This is a genomic window from Dyella sp. OK004 (assembly GCF_900114495.1).
GTDB lineage: Bacteria > Pseudomonadota > Gammaproteobacteria > Xanthomonadales > Rhodanobacteraceae > Dyella_D.
Window position 1 is genome coordinate 234,895 of sequence record NZ_FOZI01000002.1, and the last position, 14,971, is coordinate 249,865.

Below are 14,971 nucleotides of genomic sequence, written 5' to 3' on the forward strand. Positions count from 1 at the left end.
GAGTCGGCGGCAACGCCGACTCTACTTCCGGGGCTCCAGCAGCTTTTCCATCACTTTCCCCACCGCCGCGAAAGCGAATGCCCCCGTGACATGCGTGGCTGCACCCAGGCCACCACCGCAAGCCAGATTGAGCGCATCGCCGCCTGGCGGACGCGTACCGCACACGGTGCCGTCGGGCTGCGGGTATTGCACGTTCTGTAGCGAATACACGGCGGATACGCCGAAATAACGATCGGGATTGCGCGGGAAGCCGAAATCCTGGCGAAGCTTTTTCCGGACCAGACTGAACATCGCGTCGTGTTCCGTGCGCGACAGATCGCGCACACGAATCTGCGTGGGATCGGTGCGCCCGCCCGCCGAGCCCACTGTCACTATCGGCAGCTTGCGGCGGCGGCACCAGGCGATAGCTTCGAGTTTCACGCGAAAGGCGTCGCAGGCGTCGAGCACAACGTCGTAGCCCCGATCGAGCAACTCATCCAGGGTGGCGGGCGTCAGGAAGCGTTCGATCGCGTCGACCTGGATCGCCGGATTGATCGCCTTCGCACGTGCCGCGATCACCCCGACCTTGGTCTTGCCGTACTCACCATCCAATGCGTGCAACTGGCGATTGGTGTTGGAAACGCAGACCTCATCCGCATCGATCAGCGTGAGCTTGCCTACACCACTGCGCGCCAACGCCTCGGCCGCCCACGAGCCGACGCCGCCGATGCCGATCACGCAGACATGCCCCTGCTGCAGCCGGTCAACACTGCCGACGCCATACAAGCGCTCGACGCCCTGAAAGCGCTCCGCCGGAAACGCGATCGCACTCATGCGTTCACCACAGCGCGGCAGCTGGCGGAATGAAATCGAAGGCCGGACATCACGAACGTACTCCAGGGGTTTGCAGGACGCGCCATTCTATCCGCGCCGCAGAATGAGCGCCCGCAGAGCACGTGTTACCCTCCCCGCCTTTCCACACCGGCTTGGAGTTTCACGCATGCGTGCAGCGCTATTGATCGTTCTCGGACTCGCCATCGGCATCATCGGCACGGTCTTCAGCATGAATGCGATCAAGCAGCGCAACCCGTTCCCGCACGCGGTGATGGTGGTGATGGCACATCACGTGGGCGACCTGCGCAATGCCGTGAAGGCCCAGCGTTGCGAGGCCACGCAAAACCAGGAACAGCTGGGCCGACTGCTGGCCATCTCCACGGATATCGCCGCGGCCTTTCCCGGCGTGGAGCAGGGCTTTACCGACGAAGCGCAGCATCTGCACAGCCAGATCCAGGCCGCCGTACAGGCCGCACCGGCGGATTGCGCCGCGCTGACCGCTGCCCTCAAGCCGGTGGGCGAAACCTGCCAGTCCTGTCATCAGAAATACCGCTGAGCGCGCCGCTCTGATGTAGAAGCCCGCCCTGTGGGCGACAAACCGTCGGGACTGCCGGTTTGCACGGCGAAGCCGCCCGAAGGGTGAGGGCCATGGCTGGCCCGAATGAAACGGCCCCTAAGAGCCGCACTTTTTCATTCGGGAGAGCTGGCCCAGCTACACGCACAGGATGCGCTCCTACGCACTACGCCAGAAGCCTTCAGATCCGCACTTTGCCGCGCAGGATCTGCCAGTACATCACCCAATCGCCCAGCAGGCTGTAGAGCGGATGGCTGAATGTGGCTGGCCGGTTTTTCTCGAACACGAAGTGCCCCAACCAGGCAAAGCCATAACCGGCCACCGGCGTCAGCCACAACCAGGCCAGGCGCCCCGTAACGATGGCCAGCAGTACTACGAGCACTACCAGCGTGCTGCCAACGAAGTGCATGCGCCGGCAATTGCGATCGCTGTGTTCGGTCAGGTAGTACGGATAGAAATCACGAAAACTAGCGAACCCGGACATGCGTTATCCCCGTAATGCCATGGCGGCGAGCGTAATCCGCCGCCCATGCCATTGCATGCGCACCCGCAGCATCAGCGCGTGGGTAACGGAATGAATTCCACCTCGTCGCCCGCCACTTTGCCATAGCGCTGCTCCTGCCATTCGAGCTTGGCCTGTTCGATGCGCTCCTTGCGGCTCGACACGAAGTTCCACCACAGATGCCGCTCGCCATCCAGCGGTGCGCCGCCAAACAGCATCACGCGACTGGCCTTGGTGGCTTTGATCGGTGCCGCGGTGGCGCCGGTCTGTGCTGCGGCTTGCGCAGCTGGAACGGTCAGACCATCCCAGCTCACCTCACCTTCGATCACACAGAGTCCGCGCTCGATGTGTTTCTCTGGCCAGGCCAGCTCCGCTCCTGTGTCCAGGGTTGCTTCCACGAAAAACATCGACGCAAATACCTTTACCGGCGAGCGCTCGCCGTAGCCCGTACCGGCGATCAGCACCAGTTCGGCGCCCGGCCGGCGGATACGCGGCAAAGTATCGGCGGCGTGATGATGGAACTCCGGATCGACCTCTTCGTCTTTCTGCGGCAATGCCACCCACACCTGCACACCATGCATGCGCTGGCCGTCGCGACGCTCATCGGGTGGCGTGCGCTCCGAATGCGCAATGCCCCGCCCCGCCGTCATCCAATTCACTTCGCCCGGACGGATATCCGCCTCGCTGCCCACGGTATCGCGATGGCGAATGGCGCCATCGAACAGCCAGGTCACCGTGGCCAGACCGATATGCGGATGCGGCCGCACATCCATGCCGCGTCCCGGCGCAAAATCCACAGGCCCCATCAAATCGAAGAACACGAACGGCCCCACGTGCCGCGCCAGCAACACCGGCAGCAGGCGGCGCACGGTGAAGCCATCGCCGAGGTCATGCAGGCGTCCTTCGATCAGGGTCGGGGTCTGTTCCATGAAGATTCCTTGGTTTGTCGGGCGTGGTTTACCAGGCTCGCTGATATTGCGCCGGCGCTTCGATCTTCGCACCCAGCTCCTGCGCCGCGCGGCGCGGGAAATACGGGTCGCGCAGACTCTCGCGGGCGATCAGCACCACATCCGCATCTTCGTCGTTGATGATGTCGGCCGCGTGGCCGGCCTCGGTGATCAGGCCCACAGCACCGGTGGCGATGCCTGCTTCGCGGCGGATGCGCGCCGCGAAAGGCACTTGATAGCCAGGCCCCAGCGGGATTTTCACGTGCGGCACCAAGCCGCCGCTGGATACATCGATCAAGTCCACATCCAATGCCTTCAACTCTCGGGCCAAGCGCACGCTCTGCTCGATATCCCAGCCACCCTCATGCCAGTCGGTAGCGGAGATGCGCACCCACAACGGCAACTCGACCGGCCATACCTTGCGTACTGCAGCGATCACTTCGCGCAACAGGCGGGTGCGATTTTCGAAGCTGCCGCCGTAAGCATCGTCACGATGGTTGCTGAGCGACGAGAGAAATTGGTGCAGTAAATAGCCATGGGCCGCATGCAGTTCCACCAGCTGAAAACCGGCCGCGAGCGCGCGCTCAGCGGCTGTGCGGAAGTCTGCCACCACTGTGCGCAAACCTTCGGCATCCAAGGCCTGCGGCGTGTGCCACCCCTGATCAAAGGGAATCGCCGACGGCGCCACCGTGGTCCAGGCGTCCTGCTCCGCATTCAAGGGACCGCCGCCTTCCCACGGCCGATGCACGCTCGCCTTGCGCCCTGCATGCGCCAACTGCACGCCCGGGATGGCGCCCTGAGCTGCAATGAAGCGCGTGATCGGTCGCCACGCATCGCGCTGAGCATCGTTCCACAAGCCCACATCCGCAGGCGAAATGCGGCCTTGGGCAGAGATCGCCGTAGCCTCAGCGATCACTACGGCTGCGCCACCGACTGCGCGGCTACCGAGATGGACGAGATGCCAATCGTCCGGCAGACCATCGACGGCGGAGTACTGGCACATCGGCGCGACCGCCAAGCGATTGCGCAAGGTGAGGTTGCGCTGGGTCAGCGGGGTATAGAGATTCATCAGGGCTGCCTTGAAGAAAACTATATTGCAGATGCCGGCACGCAGGCCCGGCTTCAAGAGGTGGCAGCACTCCGTGCGTTCGTCTTCGTCGTGGCCGCCATCCAGCGAGCGATGCGCGCGGCGACCGCTTCCGACGATTTCATCCAGGCAAAGTGGTCGGCTGGCGTGCCATCCAGATCCTGTGGTGTCAGTACCTCACGCTCGGCATGGACACGAGGCATCTTCCCTAGCAGCCAGGCCAGCGAGGCTTCGGGTCCCAACCAGTCGTCGCGCAGACGCAAAGCCAGCAGCGGCAGATCAAGTTCGGAGAGGCGCGCCTCGAAATCCACTGACACACCAGCTGCCGCATAGCGACCGGTACGGCCGCTGCGCGCCCAATCAGCAATCACGCTGCGTGCCTCGTTGCCGCCGAAACCGATCCGTCGCCCCGGCAAATAACCCATGAGACGGGCCAGCCACGGCGCGAGTACATAGGAAAGCCCAATCAGATAAGCCTGACGAAAACGCCGCCAATATGGCGAACCACTCGCTACCAACGCGATACCGGCATGTTCATGCGGATATAGGCTGGCATAAAGCGACGCGAGCTGACCGCCCAGACTGTGGCCGCCAAGCCAGCACGGCAGCCCCACAAAACGCTCGCGAGCGGCGGCGATGCCCGCCGGCAAATCGGCCTGCAGCAGTTCGCGATACGCCCAGTCGTTATTCCGCCCCGCCCGTTGATCGCTCGAGCCAATACCGCGCCATTCATGCAGTGTCACAGCGATACCACGTGCAGCCAGCGCCTCAGCCAAGGGCAGGTAGTGTTTCGCGGCAATGCCCATTGCCGGTAGCCAATAAAGCAGCCCTGCTGGCGCATGCAAAGGTGTTACCAGCAGCAAATCGGCTTTCGCGCCATCCGCGGCAATCACCGGAAGTATCGCGGAAACCCGTGGGCCGAAGACGGACGCCTGTGATTCCTGCACCGGACATTTCCAAGCAAATGAGATAACCCACAGGCTAGCGAAGTTGATTCAAGCCAGCTACACACCACAAGAAAAAGGGCCGGCTTGCGCCGACCCTTTTTGCCAAACTATGTTCTGAATTCAGGCTGGCACGACTTCATCGGCCTGCAGGCCTTTTTGGCCGTTGACCACCTTGAAGGTGACCTTCTGCCCCTCTTTCAAACTCTTGAAGCCACTACCCTGGATGGCACGGAAATGCACGAACACATCCGGGCCACTCTCCCTGCTAATGAAGCCAAAACCTTTGGCGTCGTTGAACCATTTGACAGTGCCTGTTTCACGATCCGACATGACTCACTCCGATTGACTCGATACTGAGACAAATCAGCCTCCCCTTTGGCCGACGACTTACTGGGCATGCAGGGAATCGGGTGAGGCGATGCGGGACTCTTGGAGCCGGACACCGGGGCACGCACGTGACCTGACAAACACAGTGGAATGAGCATAGCGGATTTTCTTAAATGCAAGTAGCTAATGGTCACAGTTAATGCGGCCGCCGCCTTGCATAAAAAAAGCCAGGCATTGCTGCCTGGCTTTTTTACGTACATCGGCGGATTAAATCAGGCCGCCTGAACCTCGTCAGCCTGCAGACCCTTCTGGCCCTGCACAACCTTGAAGCTCACCTTCTGGCCTTCCTGGAGGCTCTTGAAGCCATTGCCCTGGATAGCACGAAAATGCACGAAGACGTCGGGGCCGTTGTCACGGCTGATGAAGCCGAAGCCCTTGGCGTCGTTGAACCACTTGACGGTACCGATCTGACGATCAGACATGTAAATCACTCCATAAGGTTTTTAATGAGACTCGGCCAGCCCAACCGGGATAGCCGGCTTACTGGTGTGCAAGGAAACCCTAGGGGTGAGGCGATGTAGCAGATCGCTGATCAGCGGCATCGGGTCACAAAACTCTGGTGACCCCGGCAAACACAGTGCGGGAATGATACCCGCATCCCTGTGGAAAGGCGATTCTGGGGTTTTCCCCTGCTGAATGGGTTTACCGGCGGCGTTCAAAAAAAGCAGCCCCGACATCCTTTATTTCCCTTTACCGGCACTCGATTCAGCTTTTCTTTACGCGTCGCATTGTCTATTGCGCCTGCTTTCACGCAGCCCGACAAGGCTGCCCCAATCCATGCGGACATGCCCGTCCCGGGCCCGCCAGTCGAGGAGATCCACCATGTCCAGCCTGCCTTCACGCCTTGCTTTGATCATCCTGTCCGGTGGGCTTGTCCTGGCCGGCTGCGCCGACAAGACGACGCGCCCGACCACCACCTCGGCCACGAGCGGCAGTTCCTCGACCACCACCACCCAGGGCACCACTACCCGCAGCAGCGGCACCGCCGTCAGCAAGCCACGCCCGGCCAAGGCCGCCACACAGGCCCTGCCTGACAACACCGGCGTCCAGGCCTGCGACGACTACCTTGCCTCCTACATGGCCTGTCACCAGGCCGCAGGCATTTACGCCCCCGACCAGATCGAGGGTCGCTACGAGGCCATGCGCAATAGTCTGCTAAAGGACTCGCTGGACCCGACAATCCGTCCGCAACTTGAACGCCGCTGCACCTCGCTGGCCAGTCAGCTGCACCAGGCCCTACATGGCAAGGCCTGCGCGGCCGGCCCCGCGACAGCAACCAGCAGCGCGCAACCCTGAGCCGCTAACCCCGCCATAGCGCCCGCAGGGCCGATGCAATGCCGGAAGGCTGGCATCGGCCCAGGCGGACCTTCGGGGTGCCGTGCCACTGCGCGGTAGCGGCGATGGCCTCGGCCAGGGATGCCAGCAGCGACGGCGACGGCTCCACGCCGACTTCCAGGTGCAGTGACTTCACTTCGAACACACCTTCTATCCGATGCGCCTTGGCATCGAGACGCCCCACCAGGCTGCCGCAATGCAGAATCGGCAGGACGTAATAACCATAGCGCCGCTTGGGTGCCGGCACGTAGCACTCAATGGTGTATTCGAAGCCGAACATCGCCTGCACACGTGCGCGATCCCATACCAGCGGGTCGAACGGGGACAGCAACGTGGTATGCGTCGCGCGAAGCCGGCCCTGGGTAGCCTGCTGCAACAGGTCCGCATGATCGGCATGTACATAGGCCGGTACCTTCCAGCCATGCACCGACACCTTGAGCAACTCGCCTGAGGCGACCAGCGGCGCCAGCTCCTGCTCGGTCACCATAGGTTTCAGCCGGTAGTAGTCGGCGATCCAGCGCGCTTGCGTGATACCCAGCGCACGCACACTGTCGAGAATGAAGTGGCGACGTAGTGCGACGTGATCCAGCACCACCGCTGCTTCGTCCAGCGGCGGATCGAGCCGGGCGATGACGTTCTCCGCCAGGTCATACACGCGCTGGAAGCGCTCGCGTCGCGCCACCATCAAATCGCCCAGCGCGAACCACGCTTCCAGCCAGCGCTTCTCCGGCTTCCACGACCACCAGCCACTGGTGCCACGACCCTCACTCGCGAAATCGGCGGCGCGCGCCGGACCGGAGTCGCGAATGCGCTTCAGCAATCCATCCATGCCTTCACGCTGTTCGCGATGCATGCGCGCCGCATGGCGGTGTGCCCAATGTCCTTCACGCTGTCCGCGCCATGCGCGATGCCAGGCATAGTCGGTGGCGGTGACAAAGCAGGCTTCATGCGCCCAGCATTCCGCCAGCCGTCCTTGCGCCAGTGCCTCATCCAGCCACACCGGCTCGTAATCTCCCAGGCGCGAATGCAGTACCAGATAAGGACTACGCGCCACGACATGAATGGTATCGATCTGCAACAGCCGCATGCGCGCGATCGCATCCACTACATCGGCACGCTTCGCGCGCTTGCGCGGCGCACGCAGCAAACCTTGCGCCGCCAGTTGCATACGCTGTGCCTGCGACAGGCTAAGACTGATCGTTGGAGATGAAGCGAGAGACAACGATGACAAAGTCTTCACGTCATCAGGGCGCAAATGTTGTGCAGGCATTTACCCAGCCTTTGTTAGCGTGTCCACAGCGCGGGATGTACCGCGGCTCTAGCCGCTTTCGATTCCCACGCCTTCCGTCCTCGAGCCAGTCATTCTGGCATGGAGTATCGATGATGAAATCCCGCAAACCACTGTTGACCCTTCTCGTCTCCGGCTCGCTGTTGTTCGCCGGTACGCTGCTGGCGCAGAACCAGCCGATGTCACCGCCTCCACCGCCGCCGCCCACGCAGAACACGCCGCCTCCGCCGACACAGCAGGCTCCGATGACCGCGCCAGCACCGACTGGCCAGGCCAGCGCCAGCCCGCAGCAGGCCCAGGTCACCATCAACTCCAGTGTCCCGCCGGTGAAGGATGCCGGCCCGCCACCGGACTTCGCGCAGCTGTCGGGCGGCAAGGGTTACATCACGGAAGACGAAGCATCGGCTTACCCGCCACTGGCCAATGACTTCCTGCATGCGTCTGGTGGCAGCAAGCATCTGAGCAAGGCCGCCTATGCCCGCTGGTTGAAGCAGCGCTAAGCTTGCGGCACCTTTGACGCCGGCCGCGGTTCGCCGCGGCCGGCGTTTTCGTGTGCGGTGTTTCGTACGCGCCGATTCATACCGCCCGGATGGGCGCAACGTGGAGTACGCAATGACGCGACCGATCCTGCCGACGACGGCCGTGCTCGCGATGGCTTTCGCCAGCACCCTCAGCCACGCCCAGAATCCGGACCCGATGGATATCCGCGCGTGTACCGCGATCGAAACCGACGCACAACGCCTGGCCTGCTACGACCACGCTACCGGCCGGGTCAATCTGCCCGCAGCGCGGAAGAGAACAGATGCAACGGCTACGACGCCGAGCGTATTTGCCAAAGAGAAGGACACGCACGAAACCGCGCAGGTCGGCAATCCCGACGTGTCGCGCCCGCTTTCGTTGCTCGACTCTCGCTGGGAACTGTCGCCCGAGAGCAAGCTGGGCACTTACAACCTGCGCGGCTATAAACCGCTGTACGTCATGCCGATATTTGCCACCAGCAATCAGAACGACATGCCGCACAGCCCCAATCCGTTGAATACCGTCACCACGCCGCAGCCACTGCAGAACATCGAAACGAAATTCCAGCTCAGCCTGAAGACTAAAATCTGGCAGGGCGTGTTCGGCGACGCGGGCGATCTGTGGGTCGGCTATACCCAGTCCTCGCGCTGGCAGGCCTACAACAGCAAGCACTCCAGCCCGTTTCGAGAAACCAACTACGAACCCGAGGCCCTGCTGGTGTTCAACACCAACTACCAGATCGCTGGCTGGAACGGCCGACTGCTTGGCATCGGCTTCAACCATCAGTCCAATGGCCGCGGCGACCCTCTCTCGCGCAGCTGGAACCGTGTGATTGCCAATATCGGTCTGGAGCGCGACGGCTGGACAGTCATGCTGCGCCCCTGGTGGCGTGTTCCCGAAAGCGGCAAAGACGACAACAACCCGGACATTACCGATTACGTCGGCCGCGCCGATATGCAGATCGTGCGCGAATGGAACGGCCAGGAGTTCGGTCTGATGTTGCGTCACTCGTTGCGTGGCGGCAGCCGCAGCCACGGTGCCGGCCAGTTCACCTGGGCCTTCCCGATATCAGGCAACCTGCGCGGCTACATGGAGCTGTACAAGGGTTACGGCGAAAGCCTGATCGACTACAACCACAACGCCACTTACCTCGGCATCGGCGTCTCGCTGCTCGATTGGTATTGATCTTCGCAACGCAACAAAGCCTGGTGCTTAGCGCCACCAGGCTTTTTTTGTGCCGGTCAGAATCCTGAGCGTCTGCCCGCGCGCCAGCGGCAAACGACTCAACGGATGAAACATCGCATCACGCAACCGTGCCAGGTCATCGCGATCGGATTGGAACAACGGCGTCAGCCAGCGGCTCATCCTTTGATAGACCGCCAGATGATCGCGACGGCGACGGCGATAATCCTGTAGCGCGATATCCACACTCGGGCTGATCGTAAGCGCATCCGACAAGGCCTCGGCGTCCAGCAGCGCCATGTTCACGCCCTGCCCCAGTTGCGGGCTCATCGCATGCGCCGCATCACCGAGAAATACCAATCGGCCATGGATGGGCGTGCGCAGTACCACGTCGCGATAACGCGCGCGATGCAATTGATCGTGCGCTGTAACGTGCTCCAGCAGCGGCATGGCTTCGGGCCATAACGCCGCGACACGCTCACGCAAGCGTGACAGTCCGGCCGCGTCGAAAGCATCGACCTGCTCGCCCGGCAGGCTGAAATAAAAGGTAAGCCATTGGCCTTCGCGATCTGCTCGCTGCCCCACTGGCAGCAGCCCGATCATTTCGCGGGTACCGCCATAGCGTTGGCGCAGCTCAGTGCGATGTAGCCAATCTTCGGCCGGCAACAGACACCACAACGCACCCCAGGGATACACAGTCTGGCGGCGTACCTGCTGCGGCATGCTCTGACGCAGGCGCGAATGCGCGCCATCGGCCGCCACGATTAGATCGAACGGTCCATGCAGACCGCCCTGGCTGTCACGCAGGCATGTGCCATCCTCAGCTAACGATTCGATGCAGATGCCGGTATGGATGCGCGAGGCATCGACATAGGCGTCGCGCAACAGGGTGAACAGACTGCCGCGCGTCAGCCCAAGGCCAAAACAATCCGGTGCGTGATCGGCATAGCGCATATCCATCACGCGCCTACTGTGGCGATTGACACCATGCAGACGTTCGATGCGCTGGCCCCGCACCAGCGCCTGCTCGTGCAACCCCAGCCGGGCCAGCACGCCCAGCCCCGTCGGTTGCAGCAGAAATCCCGCGCCCACCGGCCCCGGTGCGGCGGCTTGCTCATACACGCTCAACGCGTGGCCTTGCCCGGAAAGAAACAGGGCGGCCGCCTGACCGGCGGCGCCATACCCCACGATGGCTATGCGCAAGCGTTCCCGCATGATGGCGGCTCGATCCTTGAGTGGCGACTCCGCGGGAGCCGCTTAACGTGGGTGTCGCGCCGATCCGGTCGGACCGGCGCGATCAGCGGCCTCAGTGGTGATGGCCACCTTCGCCGTGCACGTGGCCGTGCTCGATTTCTTCTTCGCTGGCGTCACGCACTTCGGTCACTTCGATGGCGAAGTGCAGGGTCTTGCCGGCCAGCGGGTGATTGCCGTCGATATACACCTTGTCGGCATCGACCTTGGTCACCGTGACATTGATGACGCCCTGCGGGCCGCGGCCCTGGAACTGCATGCCCGGCTGGATATCGTCCACGCCCTGGAAGGCATCGCGTGGCACTTCTTGCATCAGCTCGGCGTGATGCACGCCGTAACCCTCTTCAGGCACCACGTCTACCTTGAACTGGTCGCCGGCCTGACGGCCTTCCATCGCCTTCTCCAGACCGGGCACGATCTGACCGGTGCCATGCAAGTAGGTCAGCGGCTCACGACCCTCAGAGCTATCGAGGACCTGACCCTGGTCGTCGGTCAGCGTGTAGTGGAAAGAGGCGACGGAGCGCTCGGCAATCTGCATGATCTTCTCGCAAGTACGGGTGGGACCGGCCGACGCCGGCGTGTGGCTACAAGCCTAACATCCATGGCAAGCGTTGCCGAAGAGTCGGCGCCATGCGCCGTGCCAGAATGGCCCGCCTTTCACCGTCCACGCCCATGTCTCCGATACTCGACGCCTGGCGCCATCGGCCTACCCATCAGCGGGTCTGGGCGATGGCCGTGCCGATGATTCTGTCCAACCTGACTGTGCCGCTGGTGGCACTGGTCGACAGCGCGGTGGCGGGTCATTTGCCGCAGACCCAGGACCTCGGCGCCGTAGCCGTGGGCAGCGCGATCTACGCCCTGCCAGTATGGAGCCTGGGGTTTCTACGCATGGGCACCACCGGCTTTGCGGCCCAGGCCAGCGGAGCGGGCGATAGCGCGGCCCTGCGCACTGTGCAGGCACAGGCGTTGTTGCTGGCCGCCGTGCTCGGCGCGGTGGTCGGCGCCCTGATGCTGCCACTGCTGTCATGGCTGATCGGGCAGATGCATTCCACGCCATCGCTCGCCGCACGCAGCCTGGATTACCTGCATATCCGCTTGCTGGGATTGCCCGCAGCCTTGCTCAATTACGCACTGGCCGGCTGGTTTATCGGTGCGCAGCACGCCCGCACCACGCTGGCTTTGCTGCTGGTCACCAACGTCGCCAACATCGCACTCAACCTCGGTTTTGTGCTCGGCCTTGGCTGGGGCGTGCCGGGTATCGCGCTGGCTTCGGCCTGCGGCGAATGGCTCGGTGCCATCTATGGCTTGTGGTGCGCGCGACGCGCAGTGCGTGGCCTGGCCGGACAGATCGACTGGCGCGCCATGCGCGGCTTCGCCCACTGGCGTCCGCTGCTGATGGTGAATCGCGACATCTTTCTGCGCACGCTGGCGCTGGAAGGCGTGTTCTTCAGCCTGTCCCTGCTGGGTGCGCGACTGGGCGATGCCACCGTCGCCGCCAACGCCTTGCTGTTGAACGGCCTGATGCTCACCGCGTTCGGCCTGGACGGACTCGCCAATGCCGTGGAAGCCCTGTGCGGACACGCCATCGGCGCGCGCGACCGCCTGGCGTTACGACGAGCACTAGTGGTGGCGGGCGGCTGGTCTTTGTTCGGCAGTATCGGCTATGCATTGCTCTTCGCGCTTGCAGGACACTGGTTCATCAATCTGCAAACCAGCCTGCCCGAAGTGCGCGAAACCGCCTACCGCTACCTGCCCTGGCTATCCGTATTACCCGTGGTCGCGGTGTGGAGCTATCTGCTGGATGGTTTGTTCATCGGCGCCACGCGGGCACGCGAGATGCGCGACGGCATGCTGTTATCGGTGCTGCTATTCGTACTGCTGGCGTGGCTCGCGCGCGGCTGGGGCAACCATGGTTTGTGGCTGGCGTTTCTCGCCTTCATGGCGATGCGCGGCCTGAGTCTTGGCCTGATCGGCTGGCGCCTGCGCCAGCGACAGGCGTGGCTGCCGGAAAGCGTTCACGCCATACTGCCACCATGAAAGTCATGCCGCTGGGACGCCGTTGCCTGCTGCTTGCCGCAGCCGCACTGTCGCTGCCGATCGCAGCACTGGCCGCGCAAGATGCGCCGGTACAGAGCGCACAGGATCTGGCTACACGGATCGACGCGCACATCCGCCAGCCGCGCTTTTCAGGTGCCAGTTGGGGCATCGCCGTGGTGTCGCTGGACAATGGCCGTACGCTCTACGCGCACAACGCGGATCAGTTATTTCAGCCCGCCTCCACGGCAAAGCTGTTCACCGCCGCGCTGACGCTGAGCGAAGTCGGTGCCGATTACCGCATTCCCACGCGCGTACTGGCCAGTGACAAACTACGCAGCGGCACGCTGGACGGTCCGCTGATTCTCTACGGCATGGGTGACCCCACGCTGGGTGCGGATGCCTCCACCGCGAACTGGGCCGACCAGCTGGCGAAGCAAGTCGCCGAACATGGCATCCAGCGCGTCAAAGGCGACCTGATCGCCGACGACAGCTATTTCGCCAGTCCGCCAATGGGCTCCGGCTGGGAGGCGATCGATCTGCAAAGCTGGTTCGCCGTACCTACTTCCGCACTGAGCGTGCAGGAGAACCAGGTCGATGTGACGATCACGCCGGCAGCGCGTGAAGGCCGCCCCGCCATCGTGGCGCTGGATCCAACCGGCGCCGTGCCGAGCGTGGTGAACCGCATGACCACGGGCGCACCGCAGCTGCGCAACGACATCAATCTTTATCGCGCGCCCGGCGACAACACGCTGTATGCCTTTGGCAGCATCGCTGCGCGCGCGCCTGCGCAACGCTTCAAGCTGGCGTCGTTCGATCCCGCCCTGCTCGCAGGCGATCAATTGCTGAAAGCGCTGGCGCGACATGGTGTCCGCATTCAAGGCCGGCTTCGCGCATTGCACTGGCCGCAGAGCAGCGAGAGCCTGCACGCGAACACGTCGACGGTCGCCGAAGTACTGTCGCCACCAGTAGCCGAGATTCTGCAACGTGGCCTCAAGCGCTCGCAAAACCTCTATCTGCAAAACCTGCTGCTGATTGCCGGCGTGCGCGCGCAGACCGATGCCATGCAAGGACCATCACCACCCAGTGGCTTTCTCACCACCGAGAACTGGGGCATCCGCGGCCTGCGCCAACTGCTCGAGCGCATGGGCGTCGCACCCACGGCCACACTCATCGAGGAAGGCACCGGCCTGTCGCGCCGCGATCTGAGCACGCCGAATGCGATGGCGCGTCTGCTGACCTTCCTCGCCTCGCAGTCCTATGCCACCACCCTGCGCCAGGCGCTACCCCTGGCCGGCGTCGACGGCACCCTGCAATGGCGTATGCGCAATACCCCGGCCGAAAACAACGTACAGGCCAAGACCGGCAGTATGAACCTGGTGCATAGCCTCGCCGGCTATGTCACCACCGCGGGCGGCGAGCGGCTGGCCTTCGCCATCATGCTCAACAACTACGACCCACCGCCGGGCTCACCCGGCGCGAGTCGCGACATCGACGCCATCGCCGTGATGCTGGCCGGCCTGCGCACCGGCGCACCGCAGCCGGCGGCAGCGCAGGCCAGCGCCAATCAGCCGGTCAACTGAGCGGCCAGATCCTTGCCGATCTTTTCGGGTGTATCAGTGGGCGCATAGCGCTTTACCACTTCGCCCTCGCGGTTGACCAGGAACTTGGTGAAGTTCCACTTGATCGACTCGCTGCCCAGGATGCCCTTGCCCTCGCTCTTCAACCACTTGTAGAGCGGGTGGGCCTTGTCGCCGTTCACCTCGATCTTGGAGAAGACCGGGAAGCTGACGTCATAGCTGGTGCTGCAGAAGTTCTTGATCTCGGCCTCGTCGCCCGGCTCCTGATGGCCGAACTGGTCGCAGGGGAAACCGAGCACCACCAGACCCTGATCCTTCTGGGCGCGCCACAAGGCTTCCAGGCCGGTGTACTGCGGGGTGAAGCCGCACTTGGAGGCGACGTTGACGATCAGCATGGCCTTGCCACGCCATTCGCTGAGCGAGCGCTCGTTGCCGTCGATATCCTTTGCACTGAAATCGTAGACCGTGGTCATGGCCGAGCTCCGCTGTTGGTCGGCTGACGAGTCTACGCCAAGGGCAAGGGAA

General features: G+C 63.1%; 17 protein-coding genes. 6 read left to right on the forward strand and 11 right to left on the reverse strand.

Annotation, left to right across the window (positions count from 1 at the left end; genetic code table 11):
• Window positions 1-21 precede the first annotated feature (21 nt).
• Window positions 22-813 (reverse strand): tRNA threonylcarbamoyladenosine dehydratase, encoded by a 792-nt coding sequence (locus tag BM338_RS07705; protein WP_090450310.1) that lies wholly within the window; start codon window positions 811-813, stop codon window positions 22-24.
• Between the two features lie 166 nt (window positions 814-979).
• Here BM338_RS07705 and BM338_RS07710 point away from each other — a divergent pair, with 166 nt between their 5' ends.
• Window positions 980-1,369: a cytochrome c gene (locus tag BM338_RS07710; protein WP_090450311.1), complete on the forward strand. Its 390-nt coding sequence runs from the start codon at window positions 980-982 to the stop codon at window positions 1,367-1,369.
• A 199-nt stretch (window positions 1,370-1,568) separates the two neighbouring features.
• Here BM338_RS07710 and BM338_RS07715 read toward each other — a convergent pair whose 3' ends face one another.
• From BM338_RS07715 to BM338_RS07740, 6 genes are all read right to left on the reverse strand, one after another.
• A complete protein-coding gene (locus BM338_RS07715) occupies window positions 1,569-1,871 on the reverse strand; it encodes an Mpo1-like protein (RefSeq protein WP_090450312.1) in 303 nt (100 codons plus the stop codon).
• A gap of 71 nt (window positions 1,872-1,942) precedes the next feature.
• Window positions 1,943-2,818: a pirin family protein gene (locus tag BM338_RS07720; RefSeq protein WP_090450313.1), complete on the reverse strand. Its 876-nt coding sequence runs from the start codon at window positions 2,816-2,818 to the stop codon at window positions 1,943-1,945.
• Between the two features lie 28 nt (window positions 2,819-2,846).
• Entirely contained in the window at window positions 2,847-3,905 is a 1,059-nt protein-coding gene (locus BM338_RS07725) for an NADH:flavin oxidoreductase/NADH oxidase (protein WP_090451208.1), read from the reverse strand.
• A 53-nt stretch (window positions 3,906-3,958) separates the two neighbouring features.
• A complete protein-coding gene (locus BM338_RS07730) occupies window positions 3,959-4,870 on the reverse strand; it encodes an alpha/beta hydrolase family protein (protein ID WP_090450314.1) in 912 nt (303 codons plus the stop codon).
• Between the two features lie 120 nt (window positions 4,871-4,990).
• Window positions 4,991-5,200, reverse strand: coding sequence for a cold-shock protein (locus tag BM338_RS07735; RefSeq protein ID WP_090450315.1), 210 nt, complete (start codon window positions 5,198-5,200; stop codon window positions 4,991-4,993).
• Window positions 5,201-5,469: 269 nt separating this feature from the next.
• The gene (locus tag BM338_RS07740) at window positions 5,470-5,679 is read right to left on the reverse strand and encodes a cold-shock protein (protein WP_090450316.1); all 210 of its coding nucleotides are present in this window, start codon (window positions 5,677-5,679) and stop codon (window positions 5,470-5,472) included.
• Between the two features lie 400 nt (window positions 5,680-6,079).
• On the opposite strand from BM338_RS07740, the gene BM338_RS07745 reads away from it, so the two are divergent.
• Window positions 6,080-6,553, forward strand: a complete 474-nt coding sequence (locus BM338_RS07745; RefSeq protein WP_090450317.1) for a hypothetical protein — start codon at window positions 6,080-6,082, stop codon at window positions 6,551-6,553.
• Between the two features lie 4 nt (window positions 6,554-6,557).
• Here BM338_RS07745 and BM338_RS07750 read toward each other — a convergent pair whose 3' ends face one another.
• The gene (locus BM338_RS07750; RefSeq protein ID WP_255367287.1) at window positions 6,558-7,760 is read right to left on the reverse strand and encodes a winged helix-turn-helix domain-containing protein; all 1,203 of its coding nucleotides are present in this window, start codon (window positions 7,758-7,760) and stop codon (window positions 6,558-6,560) included.
• 215 nt (window positions 7,761-7,975) lie between these two features.
• On the opposite strand from BM338_RS07750, the gene BM338_RS07755 reads away from it, so the two are divergent.
• Window positions 7,976-8,380 (forward strand): hypothetical protein, encoded by a 405-nt coding sequence (locus BM338_RS07755; protein ID WP_255367232.1) that lies wholly within the window; start codon window positions 7,976-7,978, stop codon window positions 8,378-8,380.
• Between the two features lie 112 nt (window positions 8,381-8,492).
• Window positions 8,493-9,584, forward strand: coding sequence for a phospholipase A (locus BM338_RS07760; protein ID WP_090450320.1), 1,092 nt, complete (start codon window positions 8,493-8,495; stop codon window positions 9,582-9,584).
• Between the two features lie 27 nt (window positions 9,585-9,611).
• On the opposite strand, the gene BM338_RS07765 is transcribed toward BM338_RS07760, so the two are convergent.
• Both BM338_RS07765 and BM338_RS07770 read right to left on the reverse strand, forming a co-directional pair.
• A complete protein-coding gene (locus tag BM338_RS07765; protein ID WP_090450321.1) occupies window positions 9,612-10,796 on the reverse strand; it encodes an FAD-dependent oxidoreductase in 1,185 nt (394 codons plus the stop codon).
• Between the two features lie 91 nt (window positions 10,797-10,887).
• Window positions 10,888-11,370 (reverse strand): FKBP-type peptidyl-prolyl cis-trans isomerase, encoded by a 483-nt coding sequence (locus BM338_RS07770; RefSeq protein WP_090450322.1) that lies wholly within the window; start codon window positions 11,368-11,370, stop codon window positions 10,888-10,890.
• Window positions 11,371-11,504: 134 nt separating this feature from the next.
• On the opposite strand from BM338_RS07770, the gene BM338_RS07775 reads away from it, so the two are divergent.
• Entirely contained in the window at window positions 11,505-12,869 is a 1,365-nt protein-coding gene (locus tag BM338_RS07775) for an MATE family efflux transporter (protein ID WP_090450323.1), read from the forward strand.
• Between the two features lie 5 nt (window positions 12,870-12,874).
• A complete protein-coding gene (gene dacB, locus BM338_RS07780; protein ID WP_090451209.1) occupies window positions 12,875-14,449 on the forward strand; it encodes a D-alanyl-D-alanine carboxypeptidase/D-alanyl-D-alanine endopeptidase in 1,575 nt (524 codons plus the stop codon).
• Here dacB and BM338_RS07785 read toward each other — a convergent pair.
• Window positions 14,434-14,919, reverse strand: a complete 486-nt coding sequence (locus BM338_RS07785) for a glutathione peroxidase (protein WP_090450324.1) — start codon at window positions 14,917-14,919, stop codon at window positions 14,434-14,436. The two genes, dacB and BM338_RS07785, sit on opposite strands and share 16 nt — an antisense overlap.
• Window positions 14,920-14,971: the final 52 nt, after the last annotated feature.

Coding starts and splice junctions, on each gene's coding strand:
- BM338_RS07705 (WP_090450310.1), bottom strand. CDS start 813: ATGAGTGCGATCGCGTTTCCGGCGGAGCGCTTTCAGGGCGTCGAGCGC.
- BM338_RS07710 (WP_090450311.1), top strand. CDS start 980: ATGCGTGCAGCGCTATTGATCGTTCTCGGACTCGCCATCGGCATCATC.
- BM338_RS07715 (WP_090450312.1), bottom strand. CDS start 1,871: ATGTCCGGGTTCGCTAGTTTTCGTGATTTCTATCCGTACTACCTGACC.
- BM338_RS07720 (WP_090450313.1), bottom strand. CDS start 2,818: ATGGAACAGACCCCGACCCTGATCGAAGGACGCCTGCATGACCTCGGC.
- BM338_RS07725 (WP_090451208.1), bottom strand. CDS start 3,905: ATGAATCTCTATACCCCGCTGACCCAGCGCAACCTCACCTTGCGCAAT.
- BM338_RS07735 (WP_090450315.1), bottom strand. CDS start 5,200: ATGTCGGATCGTGAAACAGGCACTGTCAAATGGTTCAACGACGCCAAA.
- BM338_RS07740 (WP_090450316.1), bottom strand. CDS start 5,679: ATGTCTGATCGTCAGATCGGTACCGTCAAGTGGTTCAACGACGCCAAG.
- BM338_RS07745 (WP_090450317.1), top strand. CDS start 6,080: ATGTCCAGCCTGCCTTCACGCCTTGCTTTGATCATCCTGTCCGGTGGG.
- BM338_RS07750 (WP_255367287.1), bottom strand. CDS start 7,760: ATGCAACTGGCGGCGCAAGGTTTGCTGCGTGCGCCGCGCAAGCGCGCG.
- BM338_RS07755 (WP_255367232.1), top strand. CDS start 7,976: ATGAAATCCCGCAAACCACTGTTGACCCTTCTCGTCTCCGGCTCGCTG.
- BM338_RS07760 (WP_090450320.1), top strand. CDS start 8,493: ATGACGCGACCGATCCTGCCGACGACGGCCGTGCTCGCGATGGCTTTC.
- BM338_RS07765 (WP_090450321.1), bottom strand. CDS start 10,796: ATGCGGGAACGCTTGCGCATAGCCATCGTGGGGTATGGCGCCGCCGGT.
- BM338_RS07770 (WP_090450322.1), bottom strand. CDS start 11,370: ATGCAGATTGCCGAGCGCTCCGTCGCCTCTTTCCACTACACGCTGACC.
- BM338_RS07775 (WP_090450323.1), top strand. CDS start 11,505: ATGTCTCCGATACTCGACGCCTGGCGCCATCGGCCTACCCATCAGCGG.
- dacB (WP_090451209.1), top strand. CDS start 12,875: ATGCCGCTGGGACGCCGTTGCCTGCTGCTTGCCGCAGCCGCACTGTCG.
- BM338_RS07785 (WP_090450324.1), bottom strand. CDS start 14,919: ATGACCACGGTCTACGATTTCAGTGCAAAGGATATCGACGGCAACGAG.